The sequence below is a fragment of the Streptomyces sp. NPDC050423 genome (genome assembly GCF_040655445.1).
Classification (GTDB): Bacteria; Actinomycetota; Actinomycetes; order Streptomycetales; family Streptomycetaceae; genus Streptomyces.
The window spans coordinates 171,606-189,445 of record NZ_JBFAJY010000003.1; the positions used below are offsets into that span (position 1 = coordinate 171,606).

At 71.9% G+C, this 17,840-nt stretch carries 14 protein-coding genes and 1 pseudogene; 11 read left to right on the plus strand and 4 right to left on the minus strand.

Going from position 1 to position 17,840, the window contains the following annotated elements:
• Nucleotides 1–27 precede the first annotated feature (27 nt).
• A complete protein-coding gene (locus AB0I52_RS03750; protein WP_363068568.1) occupies nucleotides 28–1,146 on the minus strand; it encodes a peptidoglycan bridge formation glycyltransferase FemA/FemB family protein in 1,119 nt (372 codons plus the stop codon).
• Nucleotides 1,147–1,281: 135 nt separating this feature from the next.
• Between AB0I52_RS03750 and AB0I52_RS03755 the strand changes: the two genes are divergently transcribed.
• From AB0I52_RS03755 to AB0I52_RS03770, 4 genes are all read left to right on the plus strand, one after another.
• Nucleotides 1,282–1,998 carry an antibiotic biosynthesis monooxygenase gene (locus tag AB0I52_RS03755; protein WP_363068570.1) on the plus strand — a complete coding sequence of 239 codons (717 nt, stop codon included), beginning with the start codon at nucleotides 1,282–1,284 and terminating at the stop codon, nucleotides 1,996–1,998.
• A gap of 179 nt (nucleotides 1,999–2,177) precedes the next feature.
• Nucleotides 2,178–3,677: a hypothetical protein gene (locus AB0I52_RS03760; protein WP_363068572.1), complete on the plus strand. Its 1,500-nt coding sequence runs from the start codon at nucleotides 2,178–2,180 to the stop codon at nucleotides 3,675–3,677.
• Nucleotides 3,678–3,834: 157 nt separating this feature from the next.
• Nucleotides 3,835–5,310 carry an alkaline phosphatase PhoX gene (locus tag AB0I52_RS03765; RefSeq protein WP_363068574.1) on the plus strand — a complete coding sequence of 492 codons (1,476 nt, stop codon included), beginning with the start codon at nucleotides 3,835–3,837 and terminating at the stop codon, nucleotides 5,308–5,310.
• Nucleotides 5,311–5,641: 331 nt separating this feature from the next.
• On the plus strand, nucleotides 5,642–5,872 hold the full coding sequence (locus AB0I52_RS03770) for a hypothetical protein (protein WP_037711258.1): 231 nt from the start codon (nucleotides 5,642–5,644) through the stop codon (nucleotides 5,870–5,872).
• Nucleotides 5,873–6,006: 134 nt separating this feature from the next.
• Here the strand turns inward: AB0I52_RS03770 and AB0I52_RS03775 are convergent, their stop codons facing one another.
• On the minus strand, nucleotides 6,007–7,221 hold the full coding sequence (locus tag AB0I52_RS03775) for a TerD family protein (protein ID WP_363068576.1): 1,215 nt from the start codon (nucleotides 7,219–7,221) through the stop codon (nucleotides 6,007–6,009).
• 125 nt (nucleotides 7,222–7,346) lie between these two features.
• The gene (locus AB0I52_RS03780; protein ID WP_363068578.1) at nucleotides 7,347–8,156 is read right to left on the minus strand and encodes an NAD(P)-dependent oxidoreductase; all 810 of its coding nucleotides are present in this window, start codon (nucleotides 8,154–8,156) and stop codon (nucleotides 7,347–7,349) included.
• A 592-nt stretch (nucleotides 8,157–8,748) separates the two neighbouring features.
• Between AB0I52_RS03780 and AB0I52_RS03785 the strand changes: the two genes are divergently transcribed.
• Both AB0I52_RS03785 and AB0I52_RS03790 read left to right on the plus strand, forming a co-directional pair.
• Entirely contained in the window at nucleotides 8,749–9,717 is a 969-nt protein-coding gene (locus AB0I52_RS03785) for a 5-dehydro-4-deoxyglucarate dehydratase (RefSeq protein WP_363068580.1), read from the plus strand.
• Nucleotides 9,714–10,892, plus strand: coding sequence for a hypothetical protein (locus tag AB0I52_RS03790; RefSeq protein WP_363068582.1), 1,179 nt, complete (start codon nucleotides 9,714–9,716; stop codon nucleotides 10,890–10,892). Before AB0I52_RS03785 ends, AB0I52_RS03790 begins: the two co-directional genes overlap by 4 nt.
• Here AB0I52_RS03790 and AB0I52_RS03795 read toward each other — a convergent pair.
• Nucleotides 10,875–12,166, minus strand: a pseudogene (locus AB0I52_RS03795) (MFS transporter). The gene AB0I52_RS03790 and the pseudogene AB0I52_RS03795 overlap by 18 nt on opposite strands.
• A 265-nt stretch (nucleotides 12,167–12,431) precedes the next feature.
• On the opposite strand from AB0I52_RS03795, the gene AB0I52_RS03800 reads away from it, so the two are divergent.
• The 5 genes from AB0I52_RS03800 to AB0I52_RS03820 all read left to right on the plus strand — a co-directional run bounded on the left by AB0I52_RS03800 (nucleotide 12,432) and on the right by AB0I52_RS03820 (nucleotide 17,836).
• On the plus strand, nucleotides 12,432–13,088 hold the full coding sequence (locus tag AB0I52_RS03800) for a GntR family transcriptional regulator (protein WP_363068584.1): 657 nt from the start codon (nucleotides 12,432–12,434) through the stop codon (nucleotides 13,086–13,088).
• 32 nt (nucleotides 13,089–13,120) lie between these two features.
• Nucleotides 13,121–14,023, plus strand: a complete 903-nt coding sequence (locus tag AB0I52_RS03805; RefSeq protein ID WP_363068586.1) for a dihydrodipicolinate synthase family protein — start codon at nucleotides 13,121–13,123, stop codon at nucleotides 14,021–14,023.
• Entirely contained in the window at nucleotides 14,020–15,756 is a 1,737-nt protein-coding gene (gene araD, locus AB0I52_RS03810) for an L-arabinonate dehydratase (protein WP_363068588.1), read from the plus strand. Before AB0I52_RS03805 ends, araD begins: the two co-directional genes overlap by 4 nt.
• A 233-nt stretch (nucleotides 15,757–15,989) precedes the next feature.
• A complete protein-coding gene (locus tag AB0I52_RS03815) occupies nucleotides 15,990–16,919 on the plus strand; it encodes a sugar ABC transporter permease (RefSeq protein ID WP_250970433.1) in 930 nt (309 codons plus the stop codon).
• The gene (locus AB0I52_RS03820) at nucleotides 16,916–17,836 is read left to right on the plus strand and encodes a carbohydrate ABC transporter permease (protein WP_363068590.1); all 921 of its coding nucleotides are present in this window, start codon (nucleotides 16,916–16,918) and stop codon (nucleotides 17,834–17,836) included. The genes AB0I52_RS03815 and AB0I52_RS03820 overlap by 4 nt, the downstream gene beginning before the upstream one ends.
• Nucleotides 17,837–17,840: the final 4 nt, after the last annotated feature.

A 17,840-nucleotide genomic window follows, 5' to 3' on the forward strand; every position in this document is an offset into this window, starting at 1 on the left:
GGCGCGGCCGGCGGTCCGCCCCGGACGTCAGCGGCGGGACATGTACAGGCCGAAGGCCTTGTGCAGCAGCTTGTTGACCGGATAGTCCCACTCGCCGACGTACTCGGCGGCCCGGCCGCCGGTGCCCGCCTTGAAGCGCAGCAGGCCCATCAGGTGGTTGCTCTCGTCGAGGGTGTCGGTGATGCCGCGCAGGTCGTAGACGCTCGCGCCCCGCTCGTGCGCGTCGCTCATCATCCGCCACTGGATCGCGTTGTTGGGCTGCACCTCGCGCCGGCGGCTGGTGGAGGCGCCGTAGGAGTACCAGACGTGCGTCCCGACCGTCAGCATCGTCGCCGCGGAGAGGACCTCCCCGTCGTGGTGCGCGAGGTACAGCCGCATCCGTTCGGGATCCTCGGCGCGCAGCGCGGTCCACATGCGCTGGAAGTAGCCGAGCGGGCGGGGGATGAAACGGTCGCGCTCGGCGGTCTCGCGGTACAGCTCGTAGAAGGCCGGAAGGTCGTCGTGGTCGCCCTCGACCACCTTGACGCCCGCCTTCTCCGCCTTCTTGATGTTGCGCCGCCACTGCTGGTTCAGCCCGCCGCGGATCTCCTCCAGCGACAGCCCGGCGAACGGCACCTGGAAGACGTACCGGGGCTGTCCCGCGCTGAAGCCGTCCGTGTCGCCGTCCTCGCCCTGCTGCCAGCCCAGCCGGCGCAGCTGGGCCACCAGCTCGGCGGCCCCCGGCTCGCTCACGTCCGGCTCGACGTCGCGCAGCCTGCGCGCGGCCGGATCGGGGATGGCGTCCTTGACGGTCTGGGCCTCCCAGCGGCGGGCGATCACCGGCGGCCCCATCCGTACCGTGAACGCGCCCCGCGCCTTGACATGGGCCACCAGCGGATCCAGCCAGGGGCGCAGATCGCCCTCGTGCCACGGGATGACCGGTCCCTCCGGCAGATAGGCCAGATACCGCTTCACCCGGGGGATCGGCCGGTACAGGACCAGCGCGGCGCCGACGATCCGCCCGGCCTCGGACCAGCCGATGCTCTCCGCGCGCCAGTCCGGCTTCACCTCGCCCCACGACGGGACCTGCATATGGCTCGCGGAGCCCCGTTCCGCGACAAACGCCAGGTGCTGTTCGCGCGTGATGGCCTCGACCCGCAGCGACATGCGGTACTCCGTTCGTTGTCCGATTCGCCAGCCTAACGACGACAGCGCGGGCCGCAGTTGACCTCAAGCGCGCTTGACGTCACAGGGTGGCTGTCACGGGCGCACCGCAGGGGAGCGCCGGTGAGGAGAGCAGCCATGAGCGTCGAATTCGTGTCCAGGCCCGATTTCACCCGAGCGGACGCGGGCATCGTCAAGGCCAGTACCTGGGACGTCGGCACCCCCGAGCGGCAGCGGCAGGCCGTCGAGGCCATCCGGGACGCCTGGGCCGGCCGGGAGTGGCCGCAGCCGGGGCCGCTCTCGTACACCGTCCACGCGGGGGAGGACGGCAGGACGCTCTTCCACTACTCGCAGTGGCCGGACGAGGAGAGCCACCAGGCCTTCGTCCGGGCCGGCCGGGACGCGCGCAACGCCGGCATCGACGCGGCCGTGCCCGGCATCGAGCGGATCGGACCGCACACGTACGAGCTCTACCGCTCCGCGTCGCTCGGCGGTCCGGACGGACGGGAGCCGGGGTGCGTCGTCATCGTCGACGTGGAGTTCGAGGGGGCGGACAAGGCCCGCCAACGCGACTGGGTGGACGGTGTGTTCGAGGCACTGGGGACGGACCCGGCGCCCGCACCGGGCGGCATCGGCGGGCACTTCCATGTGAGCACAGACGGAACCCGGGTGCTCAATTACGCGGAATGGGTGAGCGCACAGGCCCACATCGACGCGCTGGCCGCTCCCGGGAGCGGGGTCGGGTCGCGGACACCGCAGTGGGAACGGGTGCGGAACCACCCCGGGGTGACCGGCGGCGGTGTGCACCGCTACACCCCCGCGCTCAGTCTGCGGCCGGGGGTCCGGGGGCGGTGATCGCGCGGGTGCGGCCGCCCGTCGCCGGGGCCCGGAGGGCGGGCGGCGGCGGACCTGCCCGGGTACCGGGCGGCGTGGTACGAAATGCGTCTACGCTTGGGCCGCCTGTCCCCGTACACGCCCGGAAGCCATGGCCCCGGCGACGCGTGCGCCCCGTACGTTCCTAGGAGAACCCCCTGATGTCCGCAGAGCGCCCCACCCTGCCGCCGGTGCGGCTGCACACCGAGGCCGAGCTGGCACGGGACGCGCTTGCCGCGCCGCTGCTCGCCCGCGCCGTCCGGCTCGCCCGCTGGGCCGGGCCCGGCACCAGGGTGGGCGCCGGCGGCGAGCTCGTCGAAGCGCAGCTGCCCGCGGCGGCCGAGCACCTCGGCCTCACCGCGGACGAGGACGGTGCGGCGGAGGCCAGCGAGGCCTGGCGGCTCGCGGTCGACACCGGGCTCGTCGAGGTCGAGGACCCGGCGGACGAGGAGACGGAACCGGGAACCGAGCCGGCGGCGGAGGACGGCTTCGGCGAAGAGCCGGAGGGCACCGTCACCGCGGGCGAGAACCTGGCGCTGCTGACCGGCGGATCACCGCAGGACGTCCTGGCGATCTGGCTCGACGGCCTGGAGGCCGCCCATGCCGACGCCATCGCCCCCTTCTTCGACGACTTCGCCGACCTCGTCGGCGAGGACGGGTCGATCGACTTCGACGCCCTGGGGTGGGACCCGGAGACCGAGGCCGAATTCCTCGACGGCGTGCTCGGCAACCTCTATCTGCTCACCGTCTCCGACAGCGCCGCGGGCGACGCGCCCGTACCGCTGCCCGCGCTCGCCGCGTCGATGATCGTGCCCGACGACATGGGCGAGCCCACCGACGACATCCTGGAGCAGGTGTCGGACGCGATGATGCGCCTCGACGACCAGTTCCGGGTGCTGGAGCCCATCGGCATCGTCGAGTACCAGCCGGTGGACGAGGCGCTGCTCGCCGAGGAGGGCGAGGACGCCACCCCGCCCGCCGACGACGACGACGTCACCCGGTACGGGATGGTGAAGCTGACCCCGCTCGGCCTGTACGGCATCCGGGCCAGGATGCTGGACGCGGGTGTGGAGGCCCCCGCCATCGGGGACCTCCTCGACAAGGGCGCCGACGCGCTCCTCGGCGGCATCGCCTACTACCCCGAGGACGCGGCCCGCAGCGAGGTCGAGCTGTGGCTCGCCCGGCGCGGCGCCGGCGGGGCGGCCGGCGAGCTCCTGGACGCGGCACGGGGTGAGGACCCGCAGGCACCACTGCGCCGGCTGCACTGCCAGCAGGCGCTCGCCCTGGTCGGCGCGGAGGCCGAGCCCGCCGTGCGCGCCGTGCTGGACGACGCGGAGCTGGGCGGCCTCGCCCGGGTCTGGCTCGCGGAGCTGGGCGCCGCCGGCGTGCCCGCGCCGCCGGAGTCGATGATCTTCTGGCTCGCCGTCGACACGATCGCGGCGCAACTGGAGGCGGACGGCGATCTGGACGAGCTCCAGGGCCTGGTCGAGGGGCTGTCCGGCCAGCACAGCGGCTTCTTCGACGAGGTGTGGCGGGTGGACCACCCGGCCACGGCGGACGTCCTTGAGGCGATGGGCCGGCTGCACAGCGACAAGAAGCTGGCGAAGGACGCCCGCAAGGCCGCGTTCAAGGCCCGGTCCCGGAGCGGCTCGGCCGGCTGAGCCGGGCGCGGTGGGGGCGGCGGGGCGTGGCCGCCCCCACCGCCGGGAAGTTCACGGAAGGCATTGCCTGGAAGTCGCCCTCAGTTCAACTGGTGTTGGCGCCGGCGCGGGACGGTGATCCCGCCAACAGCCGCCCCAGCCGCACCAGGAGTACGTGATGGCCTTCACGCGCAGGGAATTCAGCAAACAGTCCGCCCTCACCGGTGCGGGCATCGCCCTCACCGGAACCGTCGCCGCGCTGGCCACCGCGCCCGGCGCCCTCGCCGCCGGGGACTCCAAGCACGGCCACGGCCACGGTCACGACCACGACGGCCACGGGCACGGTCACAGCCACGAGCCCGGATACGGGGCGCTGCTCCCCGATCCGGCGGGCATACTCGCGCTGCCCGCCGGATTCTCGTACGAGGTCATCACCCACAGCGGTGTCACCAAGCTGGAGAGCGGTGAGTACACCCCCTCCAACCACGACGGCACGGCCGCCTTCGAGGGCGCTCGCGGCGTGACCCTGCTGGTGAACAACCACGAGCTGGCCGGCGTCCGCACCGACTGGGAGCACCCGGTCCCGCTCACCGAGGGTCTCGTCTACGACGCGGTCGCGGGCGGCGGCTGCACCGTCGTGGAGACCCGCCGCGACGGCCGCACCGCCGAATGGGTCGGCATCGCCGGCACGTCCACCAACTGCGCCGGTGGCGCCACCCCGTGGGGCACCTGGCTCACCTGCGAGGAGACCGAGGACAGGGCCGGCAAGAACGGTCTGCTCAAGGACCACGGCTACGTCTTCGAGGTCGACCCGTACGACAAGCGCGCCAACCGCGACCCGCGCCCGGTCAAGGCGTTCGGCCGGTACGCCCACGAGGCCGTCGTCATCGACCCCAAGCAGGGCCACGCCTACCTCACCGAGGACGCGTCCGGCCCCAACGGACTGCTCTACCGCTGGGTCCCGCCGCACGGCTTCCGGCACGGCCACGGCAAGCTGCGCACGCTCGCCGCCGACGCCGGTGTCCTCCAGGCCACCAAGTGCTTCGATCACAGCGGCAGGTTCGTCGACGACCTCTCGCGCGCCACGAAGATCGGCACGGTCTACGGCGTGGACTGGGTCGACGTCCCCGACCGCGACGCCAGGACCGTCTCGGTGCGCAAGCAGTTCGGCGACAAGGACGTCACCCGGGCCCGCAAGCTCGAAGGCATGTGGTGGGGCGACGGCGGCGCCTACATCGTCTCCTCGTTCGCCCGTGACGAGAGCCCGGTCCAGCACGACGGCCAGGTCTGGTTCTACGACCCGAAGCGCCGCACACTGACGCTGAAGGTGCTTCTCGGCGTCAACGCCGACCCCTCCGTGGACGGTGCGTTCGACGGCCCGGACAACATCACCGTCTCGCCGTACGGCGGCCTCGTGATCGCCGAGGACGGCGAGGGCGTCCAGCACCTGTTCGGGGCCACCGAGAGCGGCCGCACCTACCCCATCGCGCGCAACGAGCTGAACGCCGGGACCGAGGAGGACCCGGAGTACAGCGAGTTCACCGGAGTCACGTTCTCGCCCGACGGGAAGACGCTGTTCGCCAACATCCAGACGCCGGGCATCATGGTGGCCATCACCGGCCCGTGGAAGCGTCAGCCGCGACGGGGTCAGTAACCCGCACGAGTGGTCCGGGCGGGTCGCGCCCGTGTCACCCGGAAGGGGGGCGTGGTGACGTGGCCGGGCCCGGGACGCCGGACCGGGGCACGGCCCGGCGTGGCTCGTCGGCACAGGGCCGACGAGCCGCAGCGGGCACGCCCTGTCGGAAAGCGATAACCGCCACACCTTCGGGGCCTTTCGGGTGCCGCGCCAAGGGGCGGTGCCCTTGCCGGGAGCGGGAAGGGAGGCCGGCCGGCCGCGGAATCGCTGATTACGAATCCGGCATCAGTGGGGCCCCGGAAGCGGTCGGGCATGGCGTCGGGCGTTTCCAGGGCGCATACTCAAGGTAATGAAACAATCAGCCGGATCCCGGCGTCACCTGCCTTCCAGTCCCTTCAACCGCCCGGCCCAGGCGGCCCCACCGGTCGAATTGTTCGATGTGGGCGACAGGGTGTCGCACGACCAGTTCGGACTCGGCCGAGTCCTTGCTGTCGAGGGCGACAACGACGCAGTGCTCATCGACTTCTCGGGGCGACAGGGGAGGATCCTGAGCCCGTACTCCAAGCTGACCAAGCTCTGAGAGAAGCGACGAGCACGCGCCGCGTCCGACGTGTCCGCCGTATCCCTCTCATTGACGGCCTTCAGGGGCACCCGCCACCAGCCGGGTGCCCCTGAAGCCGTTCCACCGGTCGCCGGAGCGACCGGGGACACGGCCTACAGCGACTGGGCGGCGGGCTTGACCATGCCCCGCACGGTGCGCGACTTCACGAAGTCGCCCACCGCGGTCATCTCCCACTCGCCGGAGAACTGCTTGATCAGCTTGGCCATGATCACGCCTGTCTGCGGCTCGGCGCCCGTCAGGTCGAAGCGGACCAGCTCGTCGCCGGTGGCCACGTCGATCAGCCGGCAGTAGGCCTTCGCCACCTCGGTGAACTTCTGGCCCGTGAACGAGTTGACCGTGAAGACCAGGCCGGTCGCCTCCGCCGGAATCCGGCCCAGATCGACGACGATCACCTCGTCGTCCCCGGCGCCCTCGCCCGTGAGGTTGTCGCCCGAGTGCTTGATGGCGCCGTTCAGGATGGAGAGCTTGCCGAAGTAGCAGCTGTCCAGGTGGTTGCGGTTCGGGCCGTAGGCGATCACCGACGCGTCCAGGTCGATGTCCTTGCCGCGGAAGGCGGGCTCCCAGCCGAGGCCCATCTTGACCTGGGAGAGCAGCGGCCGGCCGCCCTTGACCAGCGACACCGTCTGGTTCTTCTGCAGGCTGACCCGGCCCTTGTCCAGGTTGATCCGGCCGGGGGCCGGGGCCGCCGGAGGGGCGGCGGGCGGGGCCGGCGGAGCGGCCGGCGCCGGCGGGGCGGAGAGCCTCGGGTCCACCGGGGCGGCGGCGGTCACCGGGGGCGCCACCGGTGCGGGCGCGGCGGCGGGCTCGTCCTCGACCGAGACGCCGAAGTCGGTGGCGATGCCCGCCAGCCCGTCGGCATAGCCCTGGCCGACCGCGCGGGCTTTCCAGGCGCCGCCCCGCCGGTAGACCTCGATGACCACGAGCGCGGTCTCGGCGCCCAGCTGGGGCGGGGTGAAGGTGGCGAGCGCACTGCCGTCGTCCGCGTTGCGCACGGTGGCGGTGGGCTCGATGCCCTGGAAGGTCTGACCCGCTCCGTCCGGGCTGGCGGTGACGACGATCTTCTCGATGCCGGGCGGCACGGCAGCGGTGTCGACCACGATGGCGTCGGGAGCGGTGCCGCCGCCGGAGCGGTAGGTCACACCGGGGCCCGTGGGCTGGTTGTAGAAGATGAAGTCGTCGTCGGAGCGCACCTTGCCGTCGGCGGTGAGCAGCAGGCCCGACACGTCGAGCCGCACCGGAGCGGCGACGTCCACCGCCACGCGGGGGGCGGAGAGAGGGATGTTCGAGCCGGGTGTCATATCGGTCATGCACCGGGTAACGAATGGCCCGGCTTTGCCGTTCCCTTACCTTTGGGCGGCTTCGCCCGTACGGCGGCGGCGCCGGTTCCGCCCGGGTATGTCAGCTCATGTCAGCGGTTTCCGGGTGGTCGCGCTCAGTGCGGCCAGATCGGCGGGTTGGTGCAGAAGTGGCCGCCGAGGTGGGCGTGGTCCGGGTTGTCCGGGTCGAGTTCGCCCTGCTCGGCGATGAGCTTCGCCGCGTACGGCTCCGAGTCGTCCCTCGGCTCGTAGCCGAGCGCGCGCGCCGAGGTGAGGTCCCACCACAGCCGGGTGTTGTCGGATGAGCCGTGGACGACGGTGTGCCCCACGTTCTCGGCGCTGAGGGCGGCGTCGAAGAGCCGGGCGCCGTCGCCGGGGCTCATCCAGACCGAGAGCATCCTTACGGATGTCGGCTCCGGGAAGCAGGAGCCGATGCGCACGGAGACGGTCTCCAGCCCGTGCCGGTCCCAGTAGAGCTGGGCGAGATCCTCGCCGAAGCACTTGGAGAGGCCGTAGAAGGTGTCCGGGCGGCGCGGGGTCCCGATCGGGATGAGCGGGTCGCCGGGGAGCGGGCGGGGGGTGAATCCGACCGCGTGGTTGGAGGAGGCGAAGACGATCCGCCGCACGCCCTCCGCGAGCGCGGCCTCGTAGAGGTTGTACGTGCCCTCGATGTTCGCCCGGAGAATCTTGTCGAAAGAGGCTTCCAGCGAGATCCCCGCAAGGTGGATGATCGCGTCGACGCCCCGCACGGCCTCGCGCAGCGCCTCCTTGTCGCCGAGGTCGGCGGTGATCGCGTCCGGCTCGCCGTCGACGGGGACCATGTCGAGGAGGCGGAGCTCGTAGCCGTGGGCGGGCAGCAGTCCACGCATCAGGGTGCCGAGGCCGCCGGCGGCGCCGGTGAGCAGGACGGTGCGGGGGGCGGGCATACGCGGATCTCCTCGGAACGGGGGCGGCTGCGCTCGCCGGGTCCTGGGTGGGGTTCACATGCGTGGACAAGTTATGGAGCGGTGTGGGGTTGCGTCAAGGGGGGGTGCCCTGGTCCGGGCTCGGGTTCTGTCCTCAATCGCCGGACGGGCTGGGTGGCGTCGTGTGCCCCCGCCGGGTGCGCTTTCCCGGTGGGTGGGGGGTGGTGCCCCGTCCCCACCCCTGCATCGTGCGCGTCTGCACACCGGCCCCGCGACTGCCGCAGACGCGGGACGGCCGGGTCCGGGGCCGTGCAGGGGAGTCCCCGCAGGACGACGAACAGATACCCGGGTCCGTTTGCGTACCCGCCGAACGTTCGTCGTTCGAGGAGACGCCCCGGAGGGGCACCGGACCCCCACCCGCACGGAAAGCGCGCCCCGCGGGGCACCCGCACACACCAAGCCCGTCCGGCGATTGAGGACGGAACCCCGCACCCCGGACCGGGACGCGAACCCACCTTGACCCGCGCCGAGCCACTGCCTTAGCGTAAGGAGCGTTCATGAATATGGACGTCGATCAGAATTGTGCACGCCTGAACCCGCTCAGGGAGCGCCCGTGACCTCAGTCCCACTCGCCGCCCGACTCACCGCTGTCGCCGGGCCGCTCTTCTTCCCCGTCACCGCCTACGGACCCGACGGCTCCGTCGACCTCGATGTCTTCCGCGCGCATGTGCGCAAGGGCGTGGACGCCGGTGCGGCGGCCGTCTTCGCCTGCTGCGGGACGGGTGAGTTCCACGCCCTGACGCCCGAGGAGTTCCGCCTCGTCGTCGCCGCGGCCGTCGAGGAGACCGCCGGCCAGGTGCCCGTCGTGGCGGGCGCCGGATACGGCACCGCCCTCGCCGTCCAGTTCGCGAAGCTCGCTGAGGAGGCGGGCGCGGACGGGCTCCTCGCCATGCCGCCGTACCTGGTCGTGGCCGACCAGGAGGGGCTGCTCGCCCACTACACGGCACTCGCCGCCGCCACCGGCCTGGAGACGATCGTCTACCAGCGCGACAACGCCGTCTTCACCCCGCAGACCGTGGTCGCCCTGGCACAGACGCCGGGCATCATCGGCCTCAAGGACGGCTACGGCGACCTCGACCTGATGCAGCGCATCGTCAGCGCCGTCCGCACCGGGCTGCCCGGCCAGGACTTCCTGTACTTCAACGGGCTGCCCACCGCCGAGCTCACCGGCCTCGCCTACCGGGGCATCGGCGTCGCGCTCTACTCCTCCGCGGTCTTCGCCTTCGCGCCCGATATCGCGCTGGCCTTCTACCGGGCCCTCGAAGCGGGTGACGACGCCCTCGTCAACGGGCTGCTCGACCACTTCTACCGGCCGCTCGTCGAACTGCGGGCCAAGGGCCGCGGCTACGCGGTCTCGCTGGTCAAGGCGGCCGTCCGGCTCCAGGGTCTGGAGGTCGGCGAGGTGCGCAGCCCGCTCACCGAGCCGCCGGCCGCGCACATCGAGGAGCTGACCGGGATCATCGAGAGCGGCCGCGCGCTGCTGGAGCGGAGTGCCGGCGGCGATGCCGGGGAGCGCGGGTGAGGACCTCCGCCTTCCTGTACCCCTGGGACGTCGTCGGGGACCCGGACGCCGCCGCCCGCGTCGCGGACCTCGGCGTCCAGCAGGTGACGCTCGCCTCCGCCTACCACTCCACCCGGGCGCTGACCCCGCGCCACCCCGGCCACCGCATCGTCACGGCCGAGCACGCGGCGGTGCTCTACCCGCCGGAACCCGCACGGTGGGCGGGGCGCGCGCTGCGCCCCCGCGCGCAGTCCTGGGTGGCCTCGGACGACCCCTACGCCGAGGCCGCCGAGGCCCTGGCCGGCGCGGGTCTCCAGGTGCACAGCTGGGTGGTCCTCGCGCACAACTCCCGGCTGGGCGCCGAGCATCCGGGCATCTCCGTGGTCAACGCCTACGGCGACCGCTACCCGTGGGCCCCCTGCATCGCGCAGCCCGGTGTCCGCGCCCATCTGGTGGACCTGGCGGCGGAGGCGGCGGTGCGCGGCGGTGCGCACGGCACCGAGCTGGAGTCCTGCGGCTGGTACGGGTTCGCGCATCTGCACGCCCACGACAAGATCGCGGGTGTCGGCCTCGGCGACGCGGCACAGTACCTGATGTCGCTCTGCTTCTGCCCCGACTGCCGGACCGGGTACGCGGGTCAGGGGCTGGACGCCGACGACCTGGCCCAGGCGGTACGCCGGGCGCTGGAGCCGGTCTGGTCCGGTGCCGGCTCTTCGGAGACCGGCTGGTCCGGCGTCGAGAAGCTCCTCGGCGCGGGCCCCGCCGCCGCCACCCTCCAGTGGCGCGCCGGAGTGGCCCGCGGGCTCCAGGAGTCGGTGGTCGCCGCGGTGCGGGCGGCCGCGGCGCCGGACTTCCAGGTGCTGCTGCACGCCGACCCCGCCCCGTACCGCTCCGGTGCGAACGTGGGCGTCGACCCGGAGCACATCCTGTCCGTGGCGGACGGTGTGGTGCTGCCCTGCACCGGCACCGACGCGGCGCGCGAGGCCGTGCTCGGCCCGTTCGCCGGCCGCGAAGGTGTGCTCGCGGCCAACCTCACCGTGGTGCGGGGGATGGGCGGCAGCCCGGACACCCTGGAGCGCGACGCCGGGCACGCGGCCTCGCTCGGCGCGAACCAACTGCGGCTCTACCACGCGGGGCTGGCCTCCGGCCCGGACCTTCGGGCCGTCGCCGGAGCGCTCTCACGCCTCGGCCGATGACGGAAGCGGGCCGGTGGGGGCGCCCGTCGGCCGCCCCCGCCGGCCCGTGACCAGGACCAGCGCGGCCGCCAGCGCCGGCGCGCCCACCAGCGGCAGCAGCACCTGGACGCCGACCACCGCCACCAGCCCCGCGCCGAGCGCCGGTGCCACGGCGTTCGGCGCGAACATCAGCGTGTTGGCGGTCGCCGCGGTCCGGCCCAGCAGCGCGTCCGGAGTCTCCCGCTGCACCGCCGTCATCGCGGCGATCAGCACACACGGCAGCCCGGCCCCGATCAGCCCGCACGCCACTGGGGCGTGCCAGACACCGCCGGGCAGGCGGGACTTTCGAAACACGCCCCAGTGGCCGCCGCGTCGTACGGCACCACCCGCAGCCCCACCGCCGCCCCGAACACGGCGATGCCCGCCGCCGTGAACACCCGCTCCGGCAGCCGCCGCAGCAACGGCCCGGCCAGCAGCCCGATGGCGACGGACCCGACGCCCTGCACCGCGGAGAGCACCCCCGCGTACGCCGGGGAGTGACCCGGCGTCCTGTCCACGACGGCGTACAGCATCGCCCCGTTGAGCCCGGCGCACAGCATCGTGACCGATCCGGCGAGCACCAGCGGACGCAGCACCGGCGAACCCCACACCTGCCGCATCCCCGCGGTCCAGTCGCCCGTCCCGTCCACGGTGTCCCCGGTCGCCGCAGGGGCGGGCCGCCGTACCCGCAGCAGTCCGTAGAGCCCGGCGGCCAGCGCGAAGGAGGCCGCGTCCAGCAGGGCCACCGAGGCGCCGCCGAAGCGGGCGTACAGTGCCGCACCGGTGAGCGGGGCCACCAGCTTCATGCCCTCGTTCGCCATCATCCGCAGCCCGTTGGAGTCCCCCAGCAGCCGGGCGTCCACCGCCCGCCCGACCAGCGCCGACTCCGCCGAGTCCAGCAGCACGGTGCTCGTCCCGTACAGCACGAGCACCGCGAACAGGATCCAGATCCGCCCCGCCGAATCCACCACGGTCAGGGTGGTCAGCAGCAGCGCCGTCACGACGTTCGACCGGACCAGCAGCGGCCTCCCGGGCAACCGGTCGGCCACCGCCCCGAGGGCCGGGCCGAAGAGCACCGGCAGCCAGACGGTGAACAGGGCCAGCGCCGCCAGACTGTCCGAACCCGTCAGCGACTTGACCCAGATCCAGGCCGCCAGCGACATCGCCGAGCTGCCGAACCCGGAGACGACGACCGCCGCCAGGAACAGCCCCGCCGTCCGGTCCCTCAGTACCCGCCCCGCCGCCGACCCTGCCATCGTGCCCACCGAACTTCCCTGACCTGCGCTTGCGTTGTGCCGTCAGGCTGTCCGCCAAGGCCCTCGCGGGGCATCGGGAAGATGCCGTAGGCCGCTCGGCGGGGCGGTCCGGTGCCGCGATCCGTGTACGGCACACGTCGTAGTCCGGTGAAGTTCTTCTGTCAGAAGCGTTGACGAAACATTCCTGGCGCCTCTAGCTTCATCGCGTCGTACTTCGTACGTCATATATGAGACGCGATACGCGAGATGCGAGAGCCCTTCACCCATGACCTTTGCGCCCACCCCGATTCCGTCCCGCACCCAGTACGTGCTGGAGGCAATCAAGCACGCGATCCTCACGGCGCAGCTGAGACCAGGGCAGGCGCTCGTCGAGACCGAGCTCGCCGCACAGTTCGGGGTCTCCAAGACCCCCGTCCGTGAGGCGCTCAAGACCCTCGCCGGTACCGGACTCGTCGTCATGAGCCAGTACAAGGGCGCGATCGTTCGCCTGGTCGACGCGACCATGGCCCGGGAGGTGTACGACGTGCGGCTGCTGCTCGAACCGGAGGCGCTGCGCCGTTCCATCACCCGCAAGGCCTCGCTCGACGAGGCCCAGGAGGCCCTGGAGCGGGCCGACTCGGCCGGCGACAAGGCGGACAGGTCGCTCGCCAACCGGGACTTCCACCGGGCGCTCTACCTGCCCTGCGGCAACCCGCTGCTGGCCCGGATGCTCGACGAGGTACGCGACCAGGCGGCCCTCGTCTCGACCGTCGCCTGGGCGACCATCCCGTCCTGGGAGCGGGAGGCGGCCGAGCACCGGGAGATCCTGCGGCTCGCGCTCGCCGACGACGCGGACGCCGCGGCCGGGGCCCTGCACGACCACATCGCGTCGTTCGTCCGCCGCGCGTTCCCCGACGACGAAGACGGGGACGGCGCGGCGTGAACCACCAGCACATCGACGAAAGGCCTGTCCGCATGGACCTCACACCGCTGAAGGCGGCCCTCGCAGACGTCGTGGCGATCCCGGTGACCCCGTTCGCCGCGGACGGCACCATCGACACGGCGGCGCACCGCGCCCTGCTGCGCAGGCTGCTCGACGGCGGCGTACGCATCCTCACCCCGAACGGCAACACCGGCGAGTTCTACGCGCTGACCCCCGAGGAGCGGCGCGCCGTCACCGAGCTGACCATCGACGAGGTGGGCGGCCGTGCCGCGATCCTGGTCGGGGTCGGACACGACGTGCCGACCGCGATCGCCGCGGCCGAGCACGCCCGGGACACCGGCGCCGCGATGGTGATGGTGCACCAGCCCGTCCACCCGTACGTCTCGCAGGACGGCTGGATCGACTACCACCGGGCCATCGCGGAGGCCGTCCCCGGACTCGGTGTCGTGCCCTACATCCGCAACCCGCACCTGGACGGGGAGGCCCTGGCCACGCTCGCGGACACCTGCCCCAACGTCATCGGCGTCAAGTACGCCGTCCCGGACGCCGCCCGCTTCGCCGCCTTCGCCCGGGACGCGGGTCTCGACCGGTTCGTCTGGATCGCCGGCCTCGCGGAGCTGTACGCCCCCTCCTACTTCTCCGCGGGCGCCACCGGATTCACCTCCGGCCTCGTCAACGTCGCCCCCGGTGTCTCGATCGCCATGCTGGAGGCGCTGCGGGCCGGCGACCACCCGGCCGCGATGAAGGTCTGGGAGCAGATCCGCCGCTTCGAGGAACTGCGCGCCGACCGGCAGTCCGCCAACAACGTGACGGTCATCAAGGAGGCCCTGGCCTCGCTCGGCCTGTGCGGCCGCGATGTCCGCCCGCCCAGCCGGGTGCTGCCCGAGGCGCAGCGCGCCGAGGTCGCCGACCAGGTCGCGGGGTGGTCCATATGACCCCCGGGGCCGGCCGCATCAGCTCCGAGGAGCTGCGCAGCCACCAGTGGTACGGCACCGACGGGCTGCGCTCCTTCAGCCACCGCGCCCGCACCCGCCAGCTCGGCTACCTCCCCGAGGAGCACCTCGGCAAGCCGGTCATCGCGATCCTCAACACCTGGTCCGACATCAACCCCTGCCACGTCCACCTGCGCGACCGCGCCCAGGCGGTCAAGCGGGGCGTCTGGCAGGCGGGCGGCTTCCCGCTCGAATTCCCGGTCTCCACCCTCTCGGAGACGTTCCAGAAGCCGACCCCGATGCTCTACCGCAACATGCTGGCGATGGAGACGGAGGAGCTGCTGCGCTCCTACCCCGTCGACGGTGCGGTGCTGCTCGGCGGCTGCGACAAGTCGACGCCCGCGCTGCTGATGGGCGCCGCCTCCGTCGACCTGCCGGCCGTCTTCGTACCGGCCGGGCCGATGCTGCCGGGGCACTGGCGCAACGAAGTCCTCGGCTCCGGCACCGACATGTGGAAGTACTGGGACGACAAGCGGGCCGGGCTCATCGGTGACTGCGAGATGGCCGAACTGGAGAACGGGCTCGCCCGCTCGCCCGGCCACTGCATGACGATGGGCACCGCCTCCACGCTGACGGCCGCGGCCGAGGCGCTCGGCGTCACCGTCCCCGGCGCCTCCTCCATCCCGGCCGTCGACTCGGGCCACGACCGGATGGCCGCGCGGTCCGGGCTCGCGATCGTCGAACTGGTGTGGCAGCAGCGGAAGCTGTCGGACATCCTCACGGCGGACGCGTACGAGGACGCCGTCGCCACGGTCCTCGCGCTCGGCGGCTCCACCAACGCCGTCATCCACCTCATCGCGATGGCGGGCCGCTCCGGGATCAGGCTCACCCTCGACGACTTCGACCGCATCGCCCGCACCGTCCCGGTCCTGGCCAATCTGCGCCCCGGCGGGAAGTACCTCATGGAGGACTTCCACTTCGCCGGCGGGCTGCCCGGCTTCCTGGCCCGGCTCACCGACGTACTCCACCTGGACCGGCCCACCGTCGCGCACGACACCCTGCGCGCACAGCTCGACGGCGCGCTCGTGCACGACAGCGACGTCATCCGGGAACGCGACAACCCCCTCGCCGACGAGGGCGGCGTGGCGGTGCTGCGCGGCAACCTCTGCCCGGACGGCGCCGTCATCAAGCACATCGCCGCCGAACCCCACCTGCTGCGCCACACCGGTCCCGCGGTCGTCTTCGACGACTACAAGGAGATGCAGCGCACCATCAACGACCCGGCCCTCGCCCTCACCCAGGACCATGTGCTGGTGCTCCGCAACGCCGGCCCCAAGGGCGGCCCCGGGATGCCCGAGTACGGCATGCTGCCGATCCCCGACTACCTGCTGAAGCAGGGCGTACGGGACATGGTGCGGCTCTCCGACGCCCGGATGAGCGGCACCAGTTACGGGGCCTGCGTGCTGCACATCGCACCCGAGTCCTATGTCGGCGGGCCCCTCGCCCTCGTCCGCAGCGGTGACCTCATCACCCTGGACGTCGAGGCGCGCCTGCTCCATCTCGACGTGACCGAGGAGGAGTTGTCGCGGCGCGCGGCCGAGTGGACGCCGCCGGCCAACCGGTACGAGCGCGGTTACGGGGCGCTCTACCAGGACCAGATCACCCAGGCCGACACCGGCTGCGACTTCGCCTTCCTGGCCCGGCCGGGAGAAGTGCCCGACCCGTACGCCGGCTGAACGGCCCCACCGGAATTCCGCGCACCGCATGTCCGGCATACCGAACGACATACGGGAAGCGCTTGCGTACTACACGCATCGCACCACCCGGCACCACCCGGCACCACCCGGCACCACCTGGCACCACCTGGCACCACCTGGCACCACCTGGCATCACCGAGCGCCCCTCAGTCCCGCCGAGTGCCCCCAGCGCCGGCCCGCACCCCCAGTACCTCAGAGAACGGAGACGTGTCATGGCCCAAGCCGCCGCTGTGGCCACACCGCCCAAGGTGCCCAGGCGCCGCTCCGCGAGCCCCCGCCGACTGCCGTATCTGCTGATCGCCCCCGCGGGGCTGCTGATGCTGGGATTCATCGCCTACCCGGTGATCAGCGTCTTCTACTACAGCCTGCAGAACTACAACGTCACCAAGCCGTGGCGGAACGGCTTCGCGGGTCTCGACAACTTCACCCGGATCTTCACCGAGGACGACCAGTTCTGGACCACCCTGGGCTTCAGCGCCCAGTGGGTGGTCACCCAGGTCGCGCTCCAGCTCACCCTCGGCCTCGCCCTCGCGCTGATCGTCAACCAGACCTTCATCGGCCGCGGCATCTCCCGCGCCATGGTCTTCTCGCCCTGGGCCGTCTCCGGCGTACTGACCAGCACCATCTGGATCCTGCTCTACAACTCCTCCACCGGCTTCAGCCGTTACCTCGCGGACGCCGGCATCGGCGACTACGGCACCTCCGTGCTCTCCGACACGGGAACCGTCTTCTGGGCCGCGACCGTCGCCGAACTCTGGCGCGGGGTCCCCTTCTTCGCCATCCTCATCCTCGCCGACCTCCAGTCCGTCTCCAAGGAGCTGTACGAGGCGGCGTCCGTCGACGGGGCCGGGCGGCTGCGCCAGTTCTTCCACATCACCCTGCCGCACCTGCGGGACGCGATCATCCTCGCCACCCTGCTGCGCGGCGTCTGGGAGTTCAACAACGTCGACCTGCTCTACACCCTCACCGGGGGCGGACCGGCGGGCGAGACCACCACCCTGCCGCTCTACGTCGCCAACACCGGCATCGAGGGCCACGACTTCGGATACGCGTCGGCGCTCACCACCGTCGCCTTCGTCATCCTCCTCTTCTGCTCGATCGTCTATCTGCGCCTGAGCAAGTTCGGAGGCGACCACAAATGACTGCCGCACTGGCCGAGAAGAACGGCACCGACACCGCACACCCGCCCGCCCCGAGCAGCCGGCCGCCCGCCGTGCACCGGCGCCGCAAGCCCGGACGCGAGCGCGCCTTCGACGAGGTGCCGCGCTGGCAGATCTACGTACCGCTCGGCATCTACCTGGTCTTCACCCTCATCCCGTTCTACTGGATGCTCCTGTTCGCCGTGCGCCCCGCCGGGTCCACCTCGCTCGTTCCGTGGCCGATGACCGGGGAGCACTTCGACAAGGTCTGGAACGAGCGCAGCTTCGCCGTCTTCTTCCAGAACAGCATGATCGTCGGGGTCTGCACCCTGATCACCACGACGCTCGTCGCACTGGCCGGCGGCTACGCCCTCGCCCGGTTCAACTTCAAGATCAAGAACGCCTTCATGCTGGCGCTGCTCTGCTCGCAGTTCATCCCGGGCGCGCTGATGCTCGTACCGCTCTTCGAGATCTTCAAGAACCTCCAGATGATCAACTCGCTGGGGAGCGTGGTCATCGCCGAGACGGTCTTCCAGCTGCCGCTGTCGATCATCCTGATCAGCGGATTCATCAAGAACGTGCCCGTCTCGCTGGAGGAGGCCGCCTGGGTGGACGGCTGCTCGCGCTTCCGCGCCTTCTGCGCGGTGGTGCTGCCGCTGCTGCGGCCGGGGCTGATCGCGGTCGGCTCGTTCGCCTTCGTGCACAGCTGGAACCACTTCCTGTTCGCCCTGATGTTCCTCAGCGAGCAGGACAAGCAGACGATCCCGGTCGGCCTGAACACCCTCATCGGCGCGGACAGCGTCGATCTGGGCGCGCTCGCCGCGGGCGGTGTGATCGCCGCGGTCCCCGTGGTGATCGTCTTCGCCTTCATCCAGAAGTGGCTGATCACCGGCTTCAGCGCCGGCGCCGTGAAGGGCTGACGCG